This is a genomic window from Clostridium autoethanogenum DSM 10061, assembly GCF_001484725.1.
Classification (GTDB): Bacteria; Bacillota; Clostridia; order Clostridiales; family Clostridiaceae; genus Clostridium_B; species Clostridium_B ljungdahlii.
Window position 1 is genome coordinate 1,627,013 of sequence record NZ_CP012395.1, and the last position, 22,176, is coordinate 1,649,188.

Here is a 22,176-nt window from a genome sequence, read left to right on the forward strand (position 1 = left end):
GTTTCTATTTATTAAAGTGATATTCATCTAAAAATAATGGGTATAGATTTAGTTTCTACACAAATCTATACCCATTTCCTGTTTGGATAATTATATATTGTTTTCAAGTTCTCACCAGTATCACTCTATTTACTCTATTTAATCTATTTTGCTTTAGCCGTTGAATCTCTTTTCTATTTGATTTTGCAGCATACTTTTTTCATTATAATATTTCTCTTCCATTTCATTTAATATATGCTTTTTAACCCAAACATTATTAGCAAATACTGTTGCCACCCCTAAATAATAATATTGAAGACCTTTATTCCCACCAATATCATTGAGATATTGGTTATATTGCTCAAAACAATACTTAAATTTTAAATTTTTATCTTTATTAGTTTTTATTATCTCACTTATTGAATTAATCCAATATATAGTGCAAACAATAATTTTCTTATCTGTATTATTTTTACTATATTTTAAGAAACTTTTCAATGTTTTAATATAACTATCATTATCTTCACTATCTAAACTATTAGCTTCATTATCTATTAAGCTGGTCATCGTTGATTCCAAATCTCTCAATTTATGATTAATTTTAGAATCCATTCCGTCTAAATTCTTATTTAATTCTTCTATTTTAAATTTCATATCATTAATCTGATTCAGTCTGTTTGCTGCTACATTTATTTCTTGTGATACATCTGCAAGATTATCAAATGCATCCTCAAATTTGCTCTTTGTCTCTCGCGATACGTCTACAAGATTATCAGATACATTTTCAAGTTTGTTCTTTGTATTATTAGATTTCTGTTCCCCATTTATTGTCACTATTATAGCAATTATTGATAATATTATTGATGATATTGCCACTGCAAAAGACACTTCATCTACAAATTTAATATTCCAATAACACGACGTTGTTATAAAAATTGCTATAACTGCTATACTAATGATTATAATGTATATTATATGTAATTTTAACTTTTCATGATCTACTATGCAGCTTATATCTTCTTGTTTCATATTAATCACCTCATTACATAATATTCTTAAAAATATAATTAATTCCTTTTTTAAATTTTTTCTATAATTTATCATTTCTATTTAAATTCTTTATTTCAAATTTTCATTAGTACTATAATTTAACTTAATTTTATATTAACATTTCATAATTTTATCAAAAAATAATAAATATTTTTGTCGAATAATACGATATGCATAGTATTCACCTTAATTATTATTTTGGGAGTTGTACTTAATACATTCAACATTTTAGGGCAAATTTTCTTTATGTTAAGCAAATTTTAGTAAAATTTTAAGGAGGCGCAAATTATGCAGTGGTTTAAAAATTTAAAGATGATACAAAAATTAATATCTTCATTTGTTCTAGTAGCTTTATTTATCGGTGTAGTTGGATTTATTGGATTACATAATATGAAAACCATCTATTCTAACGCTAATTCTATGCATGATTATAATTTTAAGTCAATAGAAAGCTTAATGATCACGAAACAAAATTTTGCAGATATTCGATCAGATTTATTAAAAATTGTTTATCAACAAAATTTAGGTGACAAAAATAAGTTAAAAAAAGAAATTAATGATTTAAGTGCTAAAAATGATTCAATTATAGATAATTATGAGAAGACATTATTATCTAAGAATGAAGATTCAATTTTTTCACAGTTAAAAAAGGATAGGAATGAATACAAAGAGGCATTTAATAAGGTATTAAAATTTATTGATGAAAATAATTATAAAGACGCACAAGAAAATTTTTCTGATATTACTAAGGCAAGAACGAAAATCTACAGTGATATGGATAAATTAATAGCAGCAAATTCTAATGAAGCGGATAATGCAGATAATCAAAATAAAATTACATATACATCATCTTTAGTTATTACCAATACAATAATTATATTAGGGCTTGCTGTTGGAATTATTATTGGTTTATTTATAGCAATTATGATTTCAAAAGAAATTACTAAGGTTTTAAATTTAGCAAAAGCTTTGGGAGATGGAGATTTAACTAAATCTATAGAAGTGGATAGCAAAGATGAAATAGGAAACTTAGGCAAAGCTTTAAATAAAGCTTGTGAGAATATGAAAGAATTAATAAGTTCAATAATGAATAGTGCTGGAGATATAAGTTCTTCTAGTGAAGAGCTATCTGCAACTACTGAGGAAATTACATCTATGATGGAAGCTGCAAATGAATCCACCGAACAAATAGCACAAGGTGCACAAGAATTAAGTTCAACAACAGAAGGGGTAAACGCTTCTATGCAGGAGATTTCTACTTCAACTAATAAATTATTAGATAAATCAATAAATGCCCAAAATTCTTCAAATGAAATAAGTAAACGTGCAGTTGAAATAAAAAATAAAGCGGCTAAAAATATAGAGGATGGAAATGCAATATATAAAGAAAAACACGATAATATTATAAAATCTATTGAGGATGGTAAAGTTGTCGAAGAAGTTAAAATTATGGCCGATTCCATTGGAAGTATAGCAGAACAAACAAATCTCCTTGCATTAAATGCTGCAATAGAAGCTGCAAGAGCTGGGGAACAGGGAAAGGGTTTTGCTGTAGTTGCAGAGGAAGTAAGGGATTTGGCAGAACAATCTTCTCAAGCTGTAGTAAGTATACAAAGCATGGTTTCTCAAGTGAAAGATGCCTTTGATTCTTTATCGAAAAGTGGACAAGATATCTTAGATTATATATCAAATAATGTAAATCCTAATTATAAACTTCTTATGAATACAGGCATACAATATGAAAAAGATGCTGCATTTATAAAAAATATGGCTGAGGAAATTTCAGCTTCATCAAAACGAATGGATAATGCTATAAGTAATATAAGTGGTTCAGTTGAAAATATATCAGCAACTTCAGAAGAATCAGCAGCTAGTTCAGAAGATATAATGAGCAGTATAAATGAGATAACAAAAGCTGTAAGTGAGGTTTCTGAATCTGCTCAAAGTCAAGCTGAACTTGCACAAAAACTTAATGAAATGGTTCATAAATTTAAAGTATAAATTTAAATTTATAAATGGGATATCTCAAATTTAAGATATCCCATTCTAAAAAACCTCGTAATCAATCTTATAATCACAATTAAGAATATGCTGTGTAAAATACAAGTAAATTTTTAAAGTCTATATTCAATAATGCTATCTGGCGTCTTTCTAGGTCTTGGATTTGGTTTCTCATCAGGATATCCAAGTGCAACAGCCCCAACCAGCTGTGTTTTTACATCAATATAATTTACCAGTTCATTATATGCAAAACATGTATTTGCAATCCATAATGTACCTACTCCTAAATCTTCTGCCTGTAACAACATATTTTCAATAGCTGCACCTATAGAAAGTGTATCTACAATTTCCGTAAATCGTTCGTCTGCCGTAGTAATATTTGTAAATGGCGATTTACCATTTGTATTAAAAACCATGATGATAATTGGAGCTTCTTTCATAATTCGTAAAGTATTCTTTGCATCTGGTATTCCATCTCTTGAATTAGGCAATAATGCTTCTTCTTTTAATTCACGCTGGATTCCAGCCTCCATTTTTGATAAAAGTTCTTCTTTTTTAATTCCTCCAAATACAATAAATTTCCAGGGCTGTTTGTTCTTCCCCGATGGTGCAGCTCTTCCAGCATCCAATATTTCATTAATAATATCTATTGGTATTTCTTTAGATTTATACTTTCGTATACTCCTCCTATTGTAAATTGCTTCTATGCTCATTTATTTCACCTCATTAAATTTGAATTTATGTTTTACAAACCAATATACATTCTGGCAACATTTTTCCTGCAATTACAGAACTATTAATTATATCAAAGACTTTTTTTCGGACAAATTCTACATATTCATCAGATTTCCATTTGTGAAAAGTGTGAAATCCAATCCTTTCCATTAGTCAAATTCGTATCTTATTGATTTTTTCATTATATACAAATGTCGGTGCAATCAACAATCCCCCTTTTTTAACACACGACGAATTTCTGTTAGTGCTTTATCAAGATTTGGCATAATATGAAGTGCATTTTACTGTTATTCCTTAGTTTGTTTTCAATAACTACTATTGCTATAGTAGCATTATCTAAAAAAAATAATAGATAAGTTTCCTCAAACTCTATCTATTATTTAACACTTATATAAGTTTATAAAACAGACTAAATTCATAATCCACCTTCTTATTACTAATATTATAAAACAAGTATATAAATATTTTAATTTTAGTTGCCCTAAGTAACTAAAATTGTATACTACAGGGCGTTAGTAGCACCCTGTTTTTATTGTGTCTATTGTTAAGTTAATTATACAATACATTCTGCTAAAGTGTACCTGAAGATACACCCATATTGACATAATACCTACTTAGAAAGTAACATGTATAATGTAAGTATTGTGAGATGATAAAGAATACAGAAACGACGGGTAAAATATAAGGGGGAAACTATTATGCTATTTGACTTTGTAGCAATAGATTTTGAGACAGCAAATAATAATTTCAACAGTGCTTGTTCACTTGGAATTGCTGCTGTAAAAAATAATGAAATATGTAAAAAAGATTACTTTTTAATTCATCCACCAACTCTTGATTTTAATAAAAAGAATATATCTATAAATGGAATAACTCCTAGGGACATAGAGAATTCACCTGTTTTCCCTGATATATGGAACGATATACATACTTATTTTGATGATAATATAATAATTGCTCACAATGCCGTATTTGATATGTCGGTGCTAAAAAATTGTTTATTAGAATATGATATTTCTATGCCTAATTTCAATTATATATGCAGTATACCTATATCCACAAAACTATGTAGAGGAAAAGGAATCGGTAAATCCTTAGAAGATCGTGCCAAATATTTTGGAGTAGATTTAGGACATCATCATAATTCTTTAGATGATGCTACAGCATGTGCCAATTTAGTAATTGAATGCATAAAACGTGCTCATAAAAAGAACCTTGAATCTTTTTGTCATACATACACCAGCCTTCCAATAAAAACTTTTAAAGATCTAAATCCTCAAAAAGGTTTTATTGCGAATACTAAAAACAGTTTCACTAATAACAAATTCAATACAGTTAAAATATCTGAAATTAAACCTGACAATGACAATATTATCGATACGTCCAATCCATTTTATAATAAAAATGTGGTCTTCACAGGTGAACTTGAAAGTTTAGGTAGAAAAGAAGCTATGCAAAAAGTAGTCAACTTAGGTGGCACATTAAAAAGTGGTGTATCTAAAAAGACAGATTACTTAATAGTTGGAAACCAGGATAAATCTCTTGTAGGTGAAAATGGAATAAGTTCCAAGGAAGAAAAAGCAGCTGAATTAAATGAAAACGGATCTTCTATAAAAATTTTAAATGAATCCGAATTTCTAGAATTGATCAAAATTCCTAATAAAGAAAATAGTTTTGATGATTCCAATGAAGTTGTTGATTTAAATTCAACTATTATTTTTAACACTTTAGATGACAAGATAAACAAGTTAAAAGAATGGAAACTTTTAAGCCGTACAGCAGCTGATTTAAAAGACATATATTATAAAAATAAAAATGAAACTTATAAATGTGACATCATAGGATACTCAACTAAGAAAACAAATTTAAATTGTTTAAGTCAATTTTATGAAACCATAGTAATAAAAGTTAATGATAAAATTATAAGAATAGCTCCAGCATATTTATTAGATATGCAGAAAAAGGATTTTTATCTTTCTTATAACAGTGTACAACCTATAATAGGTTAAATAAATAATTATAAAGGTAAGTGATTAAAGTGATACACTATTTAAAGAGTATACCTGGGCCTCAATTTCTTGTACTATTTTTTAAATATGCTTTATGCGTTATTCTTTTTACAAGAATTCCTCTATCTTTTACCAGAACTAGATTGAGACATAGATATCATAAAGAGATACTTAAAGAAGATTTAATAACACCAATAGAATTAATAGTAGTAAAAGATAACAATGTATGCAGCGAAATTATTGAGTTCTATCTTTATAAACTATGGAAGGACAAATATCTTTTATTAGAAGGTGATAAAATTAATCCTTATTTAAAAACAAATAAAGATAGTAAGCTCTCTTTATTGTCTCCAGATGAAATAGAACTGGATATATTAAAACATTATGCTAATGGAGATACCCCAGATAGTATCATGCATTCAAAAACTTTGCTTAAAAAAGTTGAAAATCTTATTAAAAAAACTAGAAAAAAATTAGAGAATAAAAAATGTGTTAATATCAATTCATTCAATGATAATGAAAAAATTATAAGTACAGTAGGTTTCCTAACTTTAACAATCCCATTTATAATCAAACTTTGCCTAGGCATTATTAACAGAAAACCTGTTTTGGCATTAGTAGTTCTTTATGTATTGATGTTATTTATTTACTCCTTAATTAATAAAGTCAGAGATAAACCATTAATAATAGATGAAATGAAATCAAAATATCCAAAGGTTTCTTCGTCAAACGCATCAGATAAAGAATTAGAATATTGTATGTGTCTATATGGACCAACTTCATTGATAAATTATCCTGAAACAATTTTATTTAGCTCTATAATAGCAAATCAAGATCATTATTCTTCTTCAAATAATAATTCAGGAGGAGGAGGCTCATCTTGCAGCAGTTGTTCTTCCTGCAGCAGCTGTAGTAGTTGTTCGTCATGTGGCGGCTGTGGAGGGGATTAATATGTTTTGTGTACCAACCAGCCGATTAACCTTGCAATGGCATATAACAGCAAAATGTAATCAAAGGTGCAAACACTGTTATCAAGAGTGTTATGCAGGAAAAGAGCTTTCATTTAATGAAATTCTTAATATTTTGGAGCAATATAAAGACCTATTAAGACTTTATTCAAAAAGTAAAAATAAAGATTTTATTAGAGGACATATAAATATAACAGGAGGAGAACCTTTTACTAGGAAAGACTTTCTTCAGATATTGAAAGTATTTAGTAAAAATAAAAAGTATTTCTCTTTTGGAATACTTACTAATGGCAGTTATATTACAGATGACATAGCTAAAAAATTGAAAAGTTTAAATGTAGCTCATACACAAGTAAGTATTGATGGGAACAGAGAAACTCACGATGCTTTAAGAGGCAAAGGAAATTTCGATAGAACTTGGAATGCTGTTAAAATACTCAGAAAACATAATATAAGAACTTTAGTATCATTTACTGCACATAAAGGTAATTATAAAGAATTTCCTGTAGTTGCCAGGTATGCACGAAAATATAAGGCTTCAAAATTATGGACAGATAGACTTGTTCCTATAGGAAATGGACAGGATATGTCGGACATGTTATTTACTTCTAAAGAGGCCTTAGAATATTTCTCTATAATAGTTAATGAAAAGAAGAAAACTCTTAGAAATAAACTAACTGGTCTTGAAATTTATTCTAACCGAGCTTTGCAATTTCTAAAAAGTGGAGAAATGCCTTATGGATGCAGTGCAGGAGACTCATTAATTACTATTCTTGAAAATGGCGATGTACTTCCTTGCAGACGAATGCCTATATCATGTGGGAATGCTCTTAAAACTTCTCTAAAGGATATTTATTTTAATAATAATGTATTTAAAGACTTAAGAAATAAAAACATTCCTGATAAATGTTTTAAATGTGCATACTCAGAAAAATGCAGGGGCGGACTAAAATGTTTATCTTATGCACTGTATAAGGATTATAAACAAGCAGATAACTGCTGCCCTATTATTTATAAATAAAACTTTCTGTATAAACTCATACAAAAAATAAATAAATATCCTTATTTATTTTTTGATAGCCAATGCTTCTTTCATGCAAATATTTTTTTAGATCCGCACCCTTTTCTGTTTCTACACTAATTACCCTTAGCTGGGTACGCAATTTTATATGCTTTAAAATATAATAATTCTCCCGCCTGTTTTTTTAGCGGTTCAAATACTAGATCATGCCTCACAAATAAATCCTTAATTTTTTCAGGTGTTTCTATTTTTTCATTGATCCTATATTTTTTATTTCCATTCTTTAACGACACTGGAACACTGCATAGATATTCTCCGCCTTGCCGTAAAATATGGTATAGTCCATCAGCAAAATCATCTATATTAATAAAATAGGTCATTGCCAAGTTGCAGATTACCAAATCAAAGTATTCAGCCTCAAATTTAAGATTACATGCATCGGCTATTTCAAATACAGTATCTTCAAAACCCATCTTTTTAAACTTTGATTTTGCTATATTTAACATTCTCATACTTACATCTGTTCCAATATAAGAATTGTCTATAGGTAGAACCTCTGACGTACTCCCGGTTCCTGCAGCCAACTCTAGCACTTTTTTTCCATGTATATCCTTCAACTCATTTTTTAATATGCCCATATGTGTTTCTATTGTCGTATTAAAGCATCTTGGAAACATGATTTTTCTCATGAAACAATCATATAGATTCACGAACAATTTTATATCATATACACTCTTCACTTACACGCCCTCTTTTATAAATTAATCCCCACAACAAATAACTACTTATATTAAGATTTTTATATGCTAAATCAGCCTTTAACACCATAATAGCATCTTTTAATACAAAAATGCATCAAAAGCATAAATCATCCCATCCAAGCAGCTGCCTCTCAAGCTCCTTAAAATCATACTACCTATACCTTCACCCATATCCATCACACTCTTATTACTCCTTACTTCTTGCCTATTAATTATTATTTTTTGCTCTATAAATTCCGCTTTACCAGTTGTGGTAAGCAACTAAAATTGCATACTATAGGATGTTACAAATAAAGTTAATTTAATACTATATATAACTATAATCATGAGAATCTATATTATTTTCATAATTTTTATTTTACCAGACCTACCCTAGCAGAAGAGTCTTCCTCTTCTAGCTTTAATGCACCTTTAGCTGGAGTCTTAAATTTAGGTATACCAATTATTATAGCCAATACTGATGCAATGCCTAAAAGATATGGATAACAAATGTATTTCATTATTAAAAATGGTGAAATTGTTGCAAGACTAGAAGCAACCAAAAGTTGGGCACCATAAGGTATACATCCTTGTATAAAGCAAGCAAAAGTGTCTAAAAGGCTGGCAGTTTTTCTCCTATCTACACCATAGTTTTCAGATAAATCCTTAGCTAGTGAACCAACTATAATTATAGAAACAGTGTTATTAGCAGTACATAAATTTACTAAACTAACCAATATACCTATGCCAAATTCAGCACCTTTCTCGGAGTGAATTCTTTTTTGTATTGTATTTAATAAAAAATCTATACCGCCATTGAATTTTATTAATTCACCTATACCACCAATTAGTATGGATATTATAGATATGTCTTCCATACCTGCAATACCTTTTGCACAAAGTTGAAATACCATAAATATATTAAAGGAACCATAAATAAGACCTATTATAGATGCGAGTACGATACCTCCAACTAATACTAAGACTACGTTAAAGCCTGTTAAAGCTACTACAAGTACAGCTATGTAAGGTAATATTTTAATAAATTGGTAGTTATAAACTCCAGTATGATTGACTTGCATACCAAAAGTTAAAAATGCATATATAAGTAATGTTATAATAGCTGCAGGAAGTACTATCTTAAAATTAGCTTTGAACTTATCTACCATTTCACAATCTTGAGTTTTAGTAGCAGCTACAGTAGAATTAGATATCATAGATAATCCATCACCAAACATAGCACCACTAACTACAGCAGCAATTAAAAATTCCACAGGTAACCCTGTTTTTTGTGCAATCCCAACTGCGATAGGTGCTAGAGTTACTATTGTTCCAACCGAAGTTCCAAGTGACATTGATATAAAAGAACCAATTATAAATATACCAGCTACTATAAAGCTATGTGGTAAAACAGCTAGTCCTAAATTTACAGTAGAATCTACAGCTCCCATAGCTTTGCTGACTTCAGCAAAAGCACCTGCTAAAATAAAAATTAAACACATAAGTATGATACTGGAGTCTCCGGCACCTCTACAAAATCTTTCAACCTTTAATTCTACAGGTATTTTTTTGTTTTGGAGTATAGCTATGGTGGATGCAATTATTAAAGCTACAACTACAGGCATTTTATAAAAGTCTTTCATTATAATTGAAACACCAAGAAATAGAACCATAAATATACCTAATGGTAATAATGCAATGGCACTTCCTTTTCTTTGGTTCATTATTTTGAATACCTCCTTTTATGTTTCTATGTAAGTTCAATACAATTAACATTAGCATTTATTATGCCAATATGTTCAAAAGTTGTAATAGCTTGAATTTTAATAAAATAAGCCAACTAATAAAAAAGCATGTAAACATTTTAAACCACTTTACTAATTAAAACGTAAAGAAATTTTTATAATTGTAAACATTTCTTTACAATTATAACATAATGTCATTTTATAGGTAAATTAATCATAATTTAAGTTAATATAAAAGTTTTTAATATGAATGATATAAAATATAAGAAAATTAATTTTAGCTTTTTTAATTCTAGTCTAAAATTAGAGTTAAAATACTTGACACTACAATGAGAAAATCATGGGGAACCCACTAAGCAAGGACTTTTTAGAATTGATGATGTTGGTACGTTAAAAAAGATAGATATATCAGATATAGAAAATGAAGATTTTATTGAGTGGGAGTATATAAGGCATAACCTAGATGCTGTTAGAATGCCTTTAAGTACTGCATGAAGCCCAAGAAACAAGAGTGTCATACTCAATTGAATTCTTGTCTAACATGCCGTAAGCTTTGTACTACACCTGACTTTATAGCACAATTTGAATTGGAGACTAATGAATTTTTATTCCGTATTTATTTAATTTATTTATTATGGTAGTATGAGATACTCCAAGAGATTTCGCAGCTTTTCTGCAGCTTTTATGGCCTTGCATAGCGGCAATAAGAGCTTTCTTTTCAGCAGCTGCTACGACATCTTTCAATTTAAAATTAAAGTTACAATTTTGGGAGGTTACTTCATGATTTGTAGTTTTTTGAAAACCCATAATTAAATTTTCTTTTTTAAGAAAAACTCCATGACACATATTCATAGCTCTTTCTACAATATTTTTTAATTCACGTATGTTACCAGGCCAGTTGAACTTTACAAGTTCTTCTATGAATTCCGTTTCTGCACCTTTTATGTTTTTATCCATCTGCTTATCTAAGATTTTTATAAAAAAATTAACTAACATAGGTATGTCCTCAATTCTATCTCTAAGACTAGGAATATATATAGGTATTACATTTAGTCTATAATATAAATCTTCTCTAAAAGTATCTTTTTTAATCATATCCTCCAAATTTCTATTAGTTGCTGCAATTATTCTTACATCTATTTTTTCTTCTACAGTATTGCCTATTTTTCTTATAGTGCCTTCTTGTAAAACCCTTAAAAGTTTTGCTTGAATTGGAAGAGATAATTCACCTATTTCATCTAAAAATAAAGTGCCATTATCTGCTGCTTTGAATAAACCATCCTTACCCTTCTCTGCTGCACCAGTAAAGCTTCCTTTTACATATCCAAAAAGTTCACTTTCTATAAGATCATCTGGAAGAGCAGCACAATTTATAGCCAGAAAATTTTTATCTGCTCTTGAGCTTAACTTGTGTATAGCTTTTGCAAATAGTTCCTTGCCTGTACCACTTTCGCCACGGAGAAGTATGGTTGAATTACTTTTTGCTACAGATGCACATATATTTTTAGTTTTTAGAATAGAAGAGCTATTTCCTATAATATCTTTAAATACGAAATCTTCTTTTGAAGTAATGACATTTGACATTTCAATGGCTTCATTAATATCTTTAAGTGATGCAACAGCAGTTATAGTTTTTCCTTTATCATCTTTTACAGAACGTCCTGAAGTAATATAGTGGAAACCATTTTTTTTATTTTTTGTAAGCACTTCAATATTGTCATGATCTTTACCAGTTCTTAAAAGGTTGATAATACGACCTTCAAAGCCTAAAATTTCTTTTATATTTTTTCCAACTATATTTTCTTTTTTTACATGAAACACTTTTTCACAGTAATTGTTAAAAAGTTCTACTTCTCCATTATGGTTTATAGCCAGTATACCATCTTGTACAGCATCTATAATAGCATGAAGTCTCCTTTCACTTTTCTCATATGAAAGTAGTTCAACTTCATGAACTTTTAAAACACCATTTATATTACGTAAATTTTTAATAATATTTAATTTTTCTTCTTCCTCTTGCAAGCCTTCTACTTTTACATATACTTTGTTTGGAAAAACTTCGAGAGAATGAATACTCATGTTATTCTCATAAAGTTTTTTTAAAATATCTAAACACATTCCTATTCTATCTTGTGAAATTATTTCAAGTCGTAAGTATGTTTTCATGAATATCACCTTTCCTATAATATAGTGCGAATTGATTATTAAGAGAAATGTTTACTATATAATTCTATATTTAGAATAACAATTATTTCAAGTAAAAGTATAGCATTATAATAAATTCTAATAGCTTTAGTGCTAACTATTAGAATTTATTCTATTAATGAGAAAAAATGATTTGCAAAGTCATTAACGATCTAGTTTTCTGCAGCATATATGGTAAATACTTAAACTGCAGCAATCTCCGTAAAAGATTTAAAAAAGTAATCACTAATGCTGGCCTACAAGATAGGAAATTCCATGATCTAAGACATACCTTCGTCACTAGGTTACTTGAATTAGGTTAGGAGCCAAAAACGGTCCAAGAGTTACTTGGTCATAGTAATATATCTATCACCTTAGATATATACTCATGTGCTGGAAGGTATGAAGAAAAAAGCGGCATCTAAATTAAATGATTTATATAAATTCATGATGGAAAAATAACTCCTTTTTTATTTTTGAAAATCTATAAGGGGCAAAAAATAGGGCAAATTTTATTTTAGGGTAAAATAAAAAACACTAGAATGTAGTGTTATCAATACTTTGTGGTGCACCCAGGGAGATTCGAACTCCCGGTTGTGTTACGGTTGTGTTACAGATCAAATATTAAATTTCACAATTTCATCAAAACATATTATATATTTTGTAAATAACTATATAAGTAATCTTGATGTATAAAAATACATATTAGTATGCAAATTATTATATTTTAAGTTATATTACCTACTTTATTTTGTATTACCATTTCTATATTTTTTAATAATTTTGTTAACCTTTATTTACCACTATTTTATTTCTTTTATATACATAACTCTCTTATAGCACACTACCAATATAATAATTACAATAGTTTTTTACACCACATTTCAGGCATTTAGGATTCTTTTCAGAACATATGCATTCCATTTTTTCTTGATTTAATTGCCCGTAAGATACAAAGATAATATCAATATATCTAATTGGCAATTTTGTTGCCCTACTAAATAATCTTCCAACTTTTACTGCACTAAATAAATCTTCTTCATTATCGATTAATCCTAAACGATAAAAGATTCTTAATATAACTCTATCAGGTTTCAACACATTTAATCCTATATCAGTCATAAAATGATACGCCGTAGTTCCTCCTATAAAACTAAAATTCTTCTCTAAACTTTTCTTTAGTTTAAAAAGGCATTCATCACTCGAGTTTGGCTTAAAGGAATCTATATATTTTTTAAAGGATCCATACTTTTCAACTATCTTTTTTATTCTTACTGCATTTCTAATGCAAGCATCTATTTTGGCCTTATTTTGTATCATATTTTTATCGTTTTTAATTTCTTCAACTTGATCCAGATTATATTTTGCAACAATCTCATAATCTTCAAAATGTGAGTGAATTACATCCAGATATTTATCAACTGTTGAAGCTTTAAAACCTGAATAAAAGATAATATCTACAAGTAATCTATAATATTCATTATCACTAATATCCCTATTTTCATAACTTTTAAATCTACTAAATTCATCCTCAAATTCCTGTTCAGTATACTCACTATTTAAACATAATGTATCACATACATTTTGAAAAATACTCACTAACTTATCATTATTGATTTTGGACTTTTTCGTTGAAACTACCCTTGCACCACAATATTTACAAAATCGGCTATCACTATCAATAGTCTTTTGACATGACATACATATTATTTTCTCCAATTTTCATGCCTCCAAATCTAAATAATACTGAAGAATTCATCTCACAACTCAATATTATATCTTTTATTACCATTCAAATTAAACATCATTGAAAAAATACCACTTCAAAATCAGCAAAAACTATTTTACTCATTTTCATATACCGGCTTTCCGCCAAAAACTCCGCTCGTATACATTTTTTCTATGTTCTGTGCTTCTCTTGGTCTTTCATCAGAAAACCTATTTATAAAACTTCCATCGTTTCCTCTAAATTCAACTGCATATTCCTGATCCGGTCTAAAGATAGTATTTGATAATAGGTTAGTTGAATGTGAAACTATAAATATCTGAGCCTTACTTGACTTTTCCATGAAATATCTAACAAGAAGTTCTTCTAAATCATTGTGAAATGCACTGCTAAATTCATCTATAATTAACATACCTCCATTTTTTATAACATGGAAAAATGCAGGCAGCATATTTAAAAGATTTCTATTGCCTAATGACTCCATCACAAATGGAATTGGTTCTCCAATATCATCTCTTTTAAAGAAAATGCTTTTGTTTCCTTCTGCATTTATAGAAATTAAGCTTCCCGTACTTTCCTTTGAATACTCTATTAATTGGCCGAATTTATATTTTTTAAAGAAACTATTAATATCATCTACGCCGTTATTGTCCAGGTATTCTTTCAAATCCAGGTTATTGTTTGACGGATTTATTCCTCCCCTGAGAAATGCATCGAGAAAAACTGAATTTATCAAATAGTTAAACCACTCTTTTAAAACAGGATAATTGTTAAACTTTGTATTAAAATATATGGATCTTAAAAGCAAGGATTTTTTATCAAGATTATCAAATACTTCATTATCTGTAATATATGATTTTGCGCTTTCTCCAATCCTATTTAGCATAATTTTATTATTCACGAGCAAAGTCTCAACCATAATTTTTTTATCTGTATCATATTCAATATTGTAATTAATAATGTTATCTCCAAATTGAAACTCATAGTGAAGCCTTATGTTGTCGCTACTGGAAAATAAACATTTATATAAACCAATATCAATTATTTTTTCTGCAAATAGTAATTCTAGTAAAAGCTTAATGGATAGTATTATATTAGTTTTGCCTGAGGCATTAGATCCTACAAATATTCCACCTTTTAGTATTCCATCATCTGAAACATTCCTTTTTTTAAGAATTTTATAATTAGTGCTTGTAAAATCTACTGTTGTTAAATGTTTAAAAGACTTAAAGTTTTCTATTTCTATTTTGCTTAACATTTTTATCACCTTCTCCTATTTATATTATACTCAAATTTCAAAAAAGTGTATGCTTTTTACGTCTGTTTTTATTTATTATGTAATTTTTTTACGTTTATTGTATGTAAAAGTTATAACCTATAAGCTGAAGCACTGGCCAAGCTTTATCTCTTCCCTCACTCAGACAAAAGCTTGGCCAGTGCCTTTAATTTTAATGGGATGCTCCGCCCCAAACCCAGGGAGTAATGCTCCTATGTCTTATAATAGGCTCGGGTTCCCTCGCAAGGAAGCTTTGGACTAGCACTTTCTTTTTCACTTAGCTACTGCATCAATAGTCACTTAAAGTAAAACATCTATTATATGTAGGACTTATCCCTACAGTGCTCAAAACAAAGGCTTGTCCAAAGGCAATTTATAAATTATTTCATCTATCACTTCAAATAAGCAGCCCAGTGCTCCTCCATCTTTGCAAAATAGGTTCCTATATTTTCATGAAATCAATATCTGCGTATGAATTTAAAATACACTATTATGATCTTGTTTCGCTATCACCTCAAAAATTTATTACTACACATATAGATACTTTATATATACCTTTAATTTATCCATATGTTTTAAAATAATAAACCGCTTTATTTTTTCTTCAAGCACCAGCACTTTTTTAGTCCTCGTCAGCTTTATGATAGATAAATTTCCAGATAAAAATAAAAGGAAGGCTTCCTGCGGATAAAGTGCTTCCTTAATAATTCATAAAAGTTCCTATTTTAACTGTACTGCCGGTGTATTCCTCTGGTGTCTTCCATCTACGCACAAAGTATTTAATTAAATTGAATTTTTCACACACGATTGGCGCCTTTGACAAGCCCATGTCTAGTCCACCTTATACGTGCTTTTATCAAAGCAAGCATACTCAGGATGAATATTATACTAAAGCTAAAATTTTTCAAGGCTATTTTGATAAACCTGCAACAGAGCCAGGAGAAAAAGATATCAGAGCCTTCCTCCACTATCTTACAATAGAAAAAAACTTGCCCATGGAAGTGTATTTGTAAGCAGCTTACTAATACATCTATCTTGGCTAAAGAGAATACTTCAACCCTTGAACTAATTCAGAAGCTATTAGGCGGAGATTTATCCTTATGCCCCCTCTGTGGTTGAAACAAATTCGTCAGATTTATTACCCTTGTAAATCTCCTCCTACTAATAACAAAACTGCATAGAATTAAAAATATGCCTTGCTATGGATAATTGGAAGTTGTACTAGGCTTTCTTAATCCCATTACTCATACATGAGTTATGTCATAATTTAAGAAGAATATGTAATAACTGAACTGAATATTATGCTTGTTACTTAATTTTTCATTAATGCATGAAAAATTAACAAATCATTCCCTCATTGTTAATTCTCGTTTATTTTTATTTCTCTACCCAAGTATGGGTGATTTTTCCAAATGCATATTTGCGGACTTCATTTGGATCTTTATAAGCTTCTTTTATATAGTCTTTAGCTTCTTTTGGGCAAAAATCATCGGGATTTGCGGTAGTGATTTGTATTAATTTACATTCAATAATTAGTCTGGCTTCCTTGAAAGTCTTTGCTAATTTAATTGACGCCTACTTGTCCTTAAGCCATAAGAATCTATCAAATATTTTTTCTTGTATGTTATCTGCATTTATATCTATCAATTCTTCAGTGTAACATACTGCTCTTTTTATCCCCCAATAAGAACTATCTGCTACTGACTCCTTTCCTTTTTTAGGAGTCCATATTTTATAATCATCAGTCTTTACACCCTCAAACTCATTCATATTCCTTATCGGCCAATAAAAACGCCAATGATTGGTTGGTGAACATCCATTACTCCAATTCTCCATATTCTTATATTCAAATTTTGAAATATATATCTTTGGAGTATCACCATAATTAAGCTCTATATCTAGCACATAAATCGGCCCATTACGCCATCCATTTTCTAATTCTTTATCATGTTTACTTTGAAAAAGTACTATAAAATCATTAATTAACCATCCATCAACTTCAGCGTCAGATTTCCATCTTAAAAACTTAGGAACTGAAACAACATATTCGTTTCCTTCATCTGCGATTGTTTTACAATAATTCATCATTTTATTTATGTTCTCATAAGTTTTATTTACTACCTTAAATGCATTTCGTATATTCTCAGCTGAATTCATAATATAAATCCTCCTCTATTGTTTCTTTCACATCAAAAGAAATAGTATTTTTTTTTACAGCACCAAAGTCATACCACTTTTCTTCTACATTACCCTCAATTATAAAATCTTTAAAACTTTCAAATCCTTTTTTTATTAAAAGATTTTTTAAATCACTTACTATGACTTTTTCATAGACATTATTTATTTTTAAATTTTCAAGACCATACAAAATGCCTTGCCATGAAATATAGGCAAATTCCACATTATTTTCAATAATATTTCTAGCTTTAATATTTTTATAGACTTCTCTGCAGGCTTCTCCATCTGCTACAAATAGTAGTATCTTATTTTTATTATTACCTGACCGTGAAACAATTCTTGATTCACGTGAAAGTTGGTTTACGCTCTTAACATTATCATATGTTGTAAATTCACCTTCCAAGCCTAGAGAATTACTTACATCATCATCAGATGAAATGCCACTAAGATACTTTACTTCAATACCAATAATAGTATTTTCAAACTTTATTAAAGCATCAATCTCTCCTTCTTTATCATAAGGCCAAAATTCAATAAATTCGCTCCACTCATCTTCATCAATATTATCAATGATCTTTGATAAACTTCTTGGATATATCCCTTGAATAAGAATTTGTTTTAAACCGTGATTAAATGACATATATCTTAAGCTACCAAAAACATTTCCAGTTAAATCATCTTCTAATCTATCATTAAGATTTGAGCCAGTACTACTTATCTTCCCTTTTATTTCTGCAATCATACTTTCATCTCTTTTCATATATTTTTTAGGCTTACGCATAATTATATTTCTCTTATTTAAAGCTCATTAGAGCCTAAAAATCGTTATCACTTAAGTTTTCACGTATACTTAGAAATACTTTGATCAATAATATACCCATCAGGTAAGACTAAATGATTTAGTTATTCTAAGTGGAATTTATAGTAAATGAATTTATATACTGTGTTATAACTATACTTATAATTCCATACGATAAAATTAGTTTTCTATTTTTCATTTTAAACATACTCACATATCCAACTTCCTTTATATTTATATAACAACATATATACTCAAAATCAAAAAACTATATAACAATTGATAATTATATAAAATTTTACTTTAGAACACATGAACAATTTATATTATATAATTGCTGAAAAGAATAAAAATTTAAAATTCACTTAACATAAAGTTAACTCCTTCTTTTAACTTAATAACTATAAATGAAAAAATAAGTATAAATACTTACAGTATATATTTGTAATATAATTAAACATCTTTATAGTTTTTAAAACAGTCTTAAATAAAGTACCATTTTTAGCAGATTAATATATCCATTGAATAGTATTTTTTTAACCTGATTTCTCCGTAATATAAGTCCTTTTCTGAAGGAATCATTGGCACTTTCATGTATTGAGCAGTAAATATATGTTATGAAACTTTCTCAACTATAGTAAAAAAACAGAATTGTATCCACCTTTATAAATATAATAAAGATGTCATCACCAAACATAAAAATCTAGGAATGACATCTTTCAATTCTAATAAATTAAAATTATTGTTGTAAACTATTTATAGCTGCATTAACTGTATCGTATAAGCTTGATATCCCAGCACTTCCAGTTTGTATATCTGGCGGTTGAATTATATAATTTCCTATAGATTTAGCTTTATCAAAATCTAAATCATCTACTGCCTGTTTAAAAGAATTAAACTTGTATACATAACTGTTCATATAATCTATAGACTTATCTATATCATCAATTTGAGTATTTATGTTATTTAAATACTGACTATTCAAGTTACTAAGTTTGTCTGGTACCTGTAAATTTGCAACTTTATCTTTTAAGCTGTTTAAATTATTTTTATAATCTGACAGATATGAATTGACTTCATTCACCGCTGAAATTGATTGGGATATGCTATTATCTATATCCTCCACAGTATTATAAGTTGATGTTAAGTTGCTAACTTTATTTTGGACTGTATCCAAGTTATTTAAAAATGTATCTGTTTCCTGTTTATAGGACTCGCAATAATTTTTCAAATTATTCAAATAATCTTTTTCAGCCTGAGGAATTTTTGATGGATCTACTAGCTGATATTCTACAGCTAACTCTACCGAAGCAAATCCACCAAGTATAGTTACATTTTTATAGCCTTTTGGGTCCATAAAACTTTTTTGATTTGTTATATTTTTGCCATCTGTAAGTATTATAGGTGCATTCAATTTTGAAGCTAGTGTACTTCCAGATAATGCATCCGGAAAATTTACTCCACTTGCAAGTACAGCTGTATCTGTATTCACATTAAAATATTTACATATATTTAATGAAGTATCATATCTAGTTTGTCCATCAATTCTTTTTATACTATCATCACTTAAAGATGGAACAAGTGATTTTAACTGTGTTAACACTTTATCTTCAACTGAGGCCTGTCCACCAATTATATAAACCGTACTTGGATTGATACTTAAAATTAAGTCCTTAGTTTCATCTGGTAGACTATCAGCTTTCGTCATAAATATAGGATAACCATTGTCTGCTGCTACACTTGATATACTTAATGCATCCGCAAAACCATATCCATTTGCAATTACAATTGGAGTTCCACTTTTAACATCCATAGAATCAACTATTTCTTTATTTGTGCTGAATCTATTATCTCCTCCAAGTCTTATGATATTATTATATCCTAAATCTTTTATATGATTTACAAATTTATCACTTACAGATCCAGTACCCCCAAGAATATATACGTTTCCATTTTTATCAACATTATTTTTTATATAATTTAATTGTTCTGAATTACTATTCAGGTCACTATTTATTAAAAGTATTGGTGCATTATATTTCTTTGATAGAATACTTCCTGCCAATGCATCAGGAAAATTACTCCCACTTGCAAGTATTACATTTTGAAGGGTACCGCTCTGAAAATTCTCTGCAATTTTTATTGACGTTTCATATCTATCATTACCACAAAGTCTTGTTACATTATAACTTGTCTTAGCATATGCTGCAGTAGATATACCAAATACTATAGTGGTAGTTATACAAAAATTCATTAATTTTTTTAACATTCGTAAGTCTCCTTTCACTCTTTATTATATATTGAATGTAATAAAATTACTTTTTGCCTCTATCTATACATCCTGCAATTCCTGTTTTTACAGCTACCTTTTCATGTAGAGTTGATGATGAAATTACATTTCATCATAGAAAAATTGGATAATCTATATTTTTCTTTGACATTACTATACTTTAGTATATATTCTATATATTATATAAAATTCCTTCATATAGAAAGTAAAAGTTTTAAAATCTTTTACATGAGCATTTTTCTCGAGATTTAGAAGTAATGAAAACAAGCATATCATGTACTGAAAAGTAAGCTTTTCACTAATTTATCATTTCTCCTTATATTTTTTCTATTTCATATATAGAATTATTTATAAATTTCAATGAAAATTAGCATTATTAGGTTCTTTACTTATCTAGAAAATAAAAGTACATTTATTTTCTAGTAATGATTTTTAATTTCTTGATGAATCTTTATGTTACAAGGAATGTTTCCATAAACTTCGTGATAGAAACATTCCTTATATGTATTGAAAACAACTATCCACAATATTTATCCAAACAACTTATTCCACGTATTAATCCCAACAATACCATCAACTGCAAGTCCACTGTCTCTCTGAAAATTCTTTACAACCTCCAGGAATAAACTTAAAGATATAAACAAGCTTAAATTTATTACAAAAGTTGCGCTTGATTCAATAATAGATCAACTTGAAAACCTTGTTCTATTCTGTGATGAACAATCCAAAATAAAGCTTAAAGATGAGATTTTAGAATATATCAATGGAAATGAGTTTAATAAAAATTATTTTTCAAGACACTTAAACAAATCTTTTACAGATCTGGTTGATGATACACTAAATTCATTAAAATACACAGTCAAACAGCAGTCATAATTACATATAGAAGAAATGGGTAATATATGCCCTCTAAAAAAGCAAATGCTGAAGGCTCCATACAAAAATATTATAAAGATAGAGTTCTAAAAGGATGGAGAACTACAATTACTATAAGACATGACGATACTGGAAACCTTGTACGAAAGCAATTTTACGAAAAAACAAAATATGTAGATAATGATTTGTTCGCCCTATAAATTCATAGGGCGTCTTTTTATTTGTGTTTATATATTTTTATGGTGGTTGTGTTACGGTTGTGTTATTTGGCAATAAAAAAAGCCTCACGACATCGTGAAAGCATTGATACTGGTGCACCCAGGGAGATTCGAACTCCCGGCCTCTGGATTCGAAGTCCATCACTCTATCCAGCTGAGCTATGGGTGCTCATACTATTTAATTATAAATATGAAAATGGAGCGGGTGAAGAGAATCGAACTCTCATAACTAGCTTGGAAGGCTAGCACTCTACCATTGAGTTACACCCGCATATCTTTATTAAATTAAATGGTCGGGGTGACAGGGATTGAACCTGCGACCTCATGGTCCCAAACCACGCGCGCTCCCATCTGCGCCACACCCCGTTATTAAATTGAACT

The 22,176-nt window shown here is 28.9% G+C and carries 18 protein-coding genes and 3 tRNA genes; 6 read left to right on the plus strand and 15 right to left on the minus strand.

The window, feature by feature from the left end; all coding sequences use genetic code 11:
- Positions 1–153 precede the first annotated feature (153 nt).
- A complete protein-coding gene (locus CLAU_RS07300) occupies positions 154–1,008 on the minus strand; it encodes a hypothetical protein (RefSeq protein ID WP_013240243.1) in 855 nt (284 codons plus the stop codon).
- Positions 1,009–1,317: 309 nt separating this feature from the next.
- On the opposite strand from CLAU_RS07300, the gene CLAU_RS07305 reads away from it, so the two are divergent.
- Entirely contained in the window at positions 1,318–3,030 is a 1,713-nt protein-coding gene (locus CLAU_RS07305) for a methyl-accepting chemotaxis protein (RefSeq protein ID WP_029170109.1), read from the plus strand.
- Between the two features lie 113 nt (positions 3,031–3,143).
- Here the strand turns inward: CLAU_RS07305 and CLAU_RS07310 are convergent, their stop codons facing one another.
- The gene (locus CLAU_RS07310; protein WP_023162286.1) at positions 3,144–3,743 is read right to left on the minus strand and encodes a nitroreductase family protein; all 600 of its coding nucleotides are present in this window, start codon (positions 3,741–3,743) and stop codon (positions 3,144–3,146) included.
- Between the two features lie 720 nt (positions 3,744–4,463).
- Here CLAU_RS07310 and CLAU_RS07315 point away from each other — a divergent pair.
- The 3 genes from CLAU_RS07315 to CLAU_RS07325 all read left to right on the plus strand — a co-directional run bounded on the left by CLAU_RS07315 (position 4,464) and on the right by CLAU_RS07325 (position 7,763).
- On the plus strand, positions 4,464–5,774 hold the full coding sequence (locus tag CLAU_RS07315; protein WP_023162287.1) for an exonuclease domain-containing protein: 1,311 nt from the start codon (positions 4,464–4,466) through the stop codon (positions 5,772–5,774).
- Positions 5,775–5,917: 143 nt separating this feature from the next.
- The gene (locus CLAU_RS20970; protein WP_174377503.1) at positions 5,918–6,724 is read left to right on the plus strand and encodes a hypothetical protein; all 807 of its coding nucleotides are present in this window, start codon (positions 5,918–5,920) and stop codon (positions 6,722–6,724) included.
- Between the two features lies 1 nt (position 6,725).
- Positions 6,726–7,763, plus strand: a complete 1,038-nt coding sequence (locus CLAU_RS07325; protein WP_023162289.1) for a radical SAM/SPASM domain-containing protein — start codon at positions 6,726–6,728, stop codon at positions 7,761–7,763.
- Positions 7,764–7,879: 116 nt separating this feature from the next.
- Here CLAU_RS07325 and CLAU_RS07330 read toward each other — a convergent pair whose 3' ends face one another.
- The 3 genes from CLAU_RS07330 to CLAU_RS07345 form a co-directional block, all read right to left on the minus strand.
- The gene (locus tag CLAU_RS07330; protein WP_013240250.1) at positions 7,880–8,503 is read right to left on the minus strand and encodes a class I SAM-dependent methyltransferase; all 624 of its coding nucleotides are present in this window, start codon (positions 8,501–8,503) and stop codon (positions 7,880–7,882) included.
- Between the two features lie 374 nt (positions 8,504–8,877).
- On the minus strand, positions 8,878–10,227 hold the full coding sequence (locus CLAU_RS07340; protein WP_013240253.1) for a Na+/H+ antiporter NhaC family protein: 1,350 nt from the start codon (positions 10,225–10,227) through the stop codon (positions 8,878–8,880).
- A 615-nt stretch (positions 10,228–10,842) separates the two neighbouring features.
- Positions 10,843–12,414, minus strand: coding sequence for a sigma 54-interacting transcriptional regulator (locus CLAU_RS07345; RefSeq protein ID WP_023162290.1), 1,572 nt, complete (start codon positions 12,412–12,414; stop codon positions 10,843–10,845).
- A gap of 167 nt (positions 12,415–12,581) precedes the next feature.
- On the opposite strand from CLAU_RS07345, the gene CLAU_RS21125 reads away from it, so the two are divergent.
- Positions 12,582–12,755 carry a tyrosine-type recombinase/integrase gene (locus tag CLAU_RS21125; protein ID WP_081650144.1) on the plus strand — a complete coding sequence of 58 codons (174 nt, stop codon included), beginning with the start codon at positions 12,582–12,584 and terminating at the stop codon, positions 12,753–12,755.
- Between the two features lie 511 nt (positions 12,756–13,266).
- Here CLAU_RS21125 and CLAU_RS07350 read toward each other — a convergent pair.
- From CLAU_RS07350 to CLAU_RS20430, 7 genes are all read right to left on the minus strand, one after another.
- Positions 13,267–14,151, minus strand: a complete 885-nt coding sequence (locus CLAU_RS07350) for a DNA-3-methyladenine glycosylase I (RefSeq protein WP_023162291.1) — start codon at positions 14,149–14,151, stop codon at positions 13,267–13,269.
- A 125-nt stretch (positions 14,152–14,276) separates the two neighbouring features.
- On the minus strand, positions 14,277–15,416 hold the full coding sequence (locus tag CLAU_RS07355) for an AAA family ATPase (protein ID WP_023162292.1): 1,140 nt from the start codon (positions 15,414–15,416) through the stop codon (positions 14,277–14,279).
- A 718-nt stretch (positions 15,417–16,134) separates the two neighbouring features.
- Positions 16,135–16,263: a hypothetical protein gene (locus CLAU_RS21340; RefSeq protein WP_275935557.1), complete on the minus strand. Its 129-nt coding sequence runs from the start codon at positions 16,261–16,263 to the stop codon at positions 16,135–16,137.
- A gap of 746 nt (positions 16,264–17,009) precedes the next feature.
- The gene (locus CLAU_RS07365; protein WP_013240257.1) at positions 17,010–17,591 is read right to left on the minus strand and encodes a hypothetical protein; all 582 of its coding nucleotides are present in this window, start codon (positions 17,589–17,591) and stop codon (positions 17,010–17,012) included.
- Positions 17,578–18,354: a hypothetical protein gene (locus CLAU_RS07370; protein ID WP_144289725.1), complete on the minus strand. Its 777-nt coding sequence runs from the start codon at positions 18,352–18,354 to the stop codon at positions 17,578–17,580. The genes CLAU_RS07365 and CLAU_RS07370 overlap by 14 nt, the downstream gene beginning before the upstream one ends.
- 796 nt (positions 18,355–19,150) lie before the next feature.
- The gene (locus CLAU_RS07375; RefSeq protein WP_013240259.1) at positions 19,151–20,680 is read right to left on the minus strand and encodes a cell wall-binding repeat-containing protein; all 1,530 of its coding nucleotides are present in this window, start codon (positions 20,678–20,680) and stop codon (positions 19,151–19,153) included.
- Between the two features lie 551 nt (positions 20,681–21,231).
- The gene (locus CLAU_RS20430) at positions 21,232–21,345 is read right to left on the minus strand and encodes a peptidoglycan-binding domain-containing protein (protein WP_242825689.1); all 114 of its coding nucleotides are present in this window, start codon (positions 21,343–21,345) and stop codon (positions 21,232–21,234) included.
- A 258-nt stretch (positions 21,346–21,603) separates the two neighbouring features.
- On the opposite strand from CLAU_RS20430, the gene CLAU_RS20730 reads away from it, so the two are divergent.
- The gene (locus CLAU_RS20730; protein ID WP_013240260.1) at positions 21,604–21,777 is read left to right on the plus strand and encodes a hypothetical protein; all 174 of its coding nucleotides are present in this window, start codon (positions 21,604–21,606) and stop codon (positions 21,775–21,777) included.
- A gap of 110 nt (positions 21,778–21,887) precedes the next feature.
- On the opposite strand, the gene CLAU_RS07380 is transcribed toward CLAU_RS20730, so the two are convergent.
- The 3 genes from CLAU_RS07380 to CLAU_RS07390 form a co-directional block, all read right to left on the minus strand.
- A tRNA-Arg gene (locus CLAU_RS07380) sits at positions 21,888–21,964 on the minus strand.
- A 28-nt stretch (positions 21,965–21,992) separates the two neighbouring features.
- Positions 21,993–22,066, minus strand: a tRNA-Gly gene (locus tag CLAU_RS07385).
- A gap of 19 nt (positions 22,067–22,085) precedes the next feature.
- Positions 22,086–22,161: transfer RNA gene (locus tag CLAU_RS07390), tRNA-Pro, on the minus strand.
- Positions 22,162–22,176: the final 15 nt, after the last annotated feature.

Bases quoted from the DNA above. Each gene is read 5' to 3' on its own strand.
- CLAU_RS07325 (WP_023162289.1), top strand. From the start codon at position 6,726: ATGTTTTGTGTACCAACCAGCCGATTAACCTTGCAATGGCATATAACA.
- CLAU_RS07370 (WP_144289725.1), bottom strand. From the start codon at position 18,354: ATGATTGCAGAAATAAAAGGGAAGATAAGTAGTACTGGCTCAAATCTT.
- CLAU_RS07315 (WP_023162287.1), top strand. From the start codon at position 4,464: ATGCTATTTGACTTTGTAGCAATAGATTTTGAGACAGCAAATAATAAT.
- CLAU_RS07300 (WP_013240243.1), bottom strand. From the start codon at position 1,008: ATGAAACAAGAAGATATAAGCTGCATAGTAGATCATGAAAAGTTAAAA.
- CLAU_RS07355 (WP_023162292.1), bottom strand. From the start codon at position 15,416: ATGTTAAGCAAAATAGAAATAGAAAACTTTAAGTCTTTTAAACATTTA.
- CLAU_RS21340 (WP_275935557.1), bottom strand. From the start codon at position 16,263: ATGGGCTTGTCAAAGGCGCCAATCGTGTGTGAAAAATTCAATTTAATT.
- CLAU_RS07340 (WP_013240253.1), bottom strand. From the start codon at position 10,227: ATGAACCAAAGAAAAGGAAGTGCCATTGCATTATTACCATTAGGTATA.
- CLAU_RS20730 (WP_013240260.1), top strand. From the start codon at position 21,604: ATGCCCTCTAAAAAAGCAAATGCTGAAGGCTCCATACAAAAATATTAT.
- CLAU_RS07345 (WP_023162290.1), bottom strand. From the start codon at position 12,414: ATGAAAACATACTTACGACTTGAAATAATTTCACAAGATAGAATAGGA.
- CLAU_RS07310 (WP_023162286.1), bottom strand. From the start codon at position 3,743: ATGAGCATAGAAGCAATTTACAATAGGAGGAGTATACGAAAGTATAAA.
- CLAU_RS21125 (WP_081650144.1), top strand. From the start codon at position 12,582: ATGATTTGCAAAGTCATTAACGATCTAGTTTTCTGCAGCATATATGGT.
- CLAU_RS07365 (WP_013240257.1), bottom strand. From the start codon at position 17,591: ATGAATTCAGCTGAGAATATACGAAATGCATTTAAGGTAGTAAATAAA.
- CLAU_RS07375 (WP_013240259.1), bottom strand. From the start codon at position 20,680: ATGTTAAAAAAATTAATGAATTTTTGTATAACTACCACTATAGTATTT.
- CLAU_RS07305 (WP_029170109.1), top strand. From the start codon at position 1,318: ATGCAGTGGTTTAAAAATTTAAAGATGATACAAAAATTAATATCTTCA.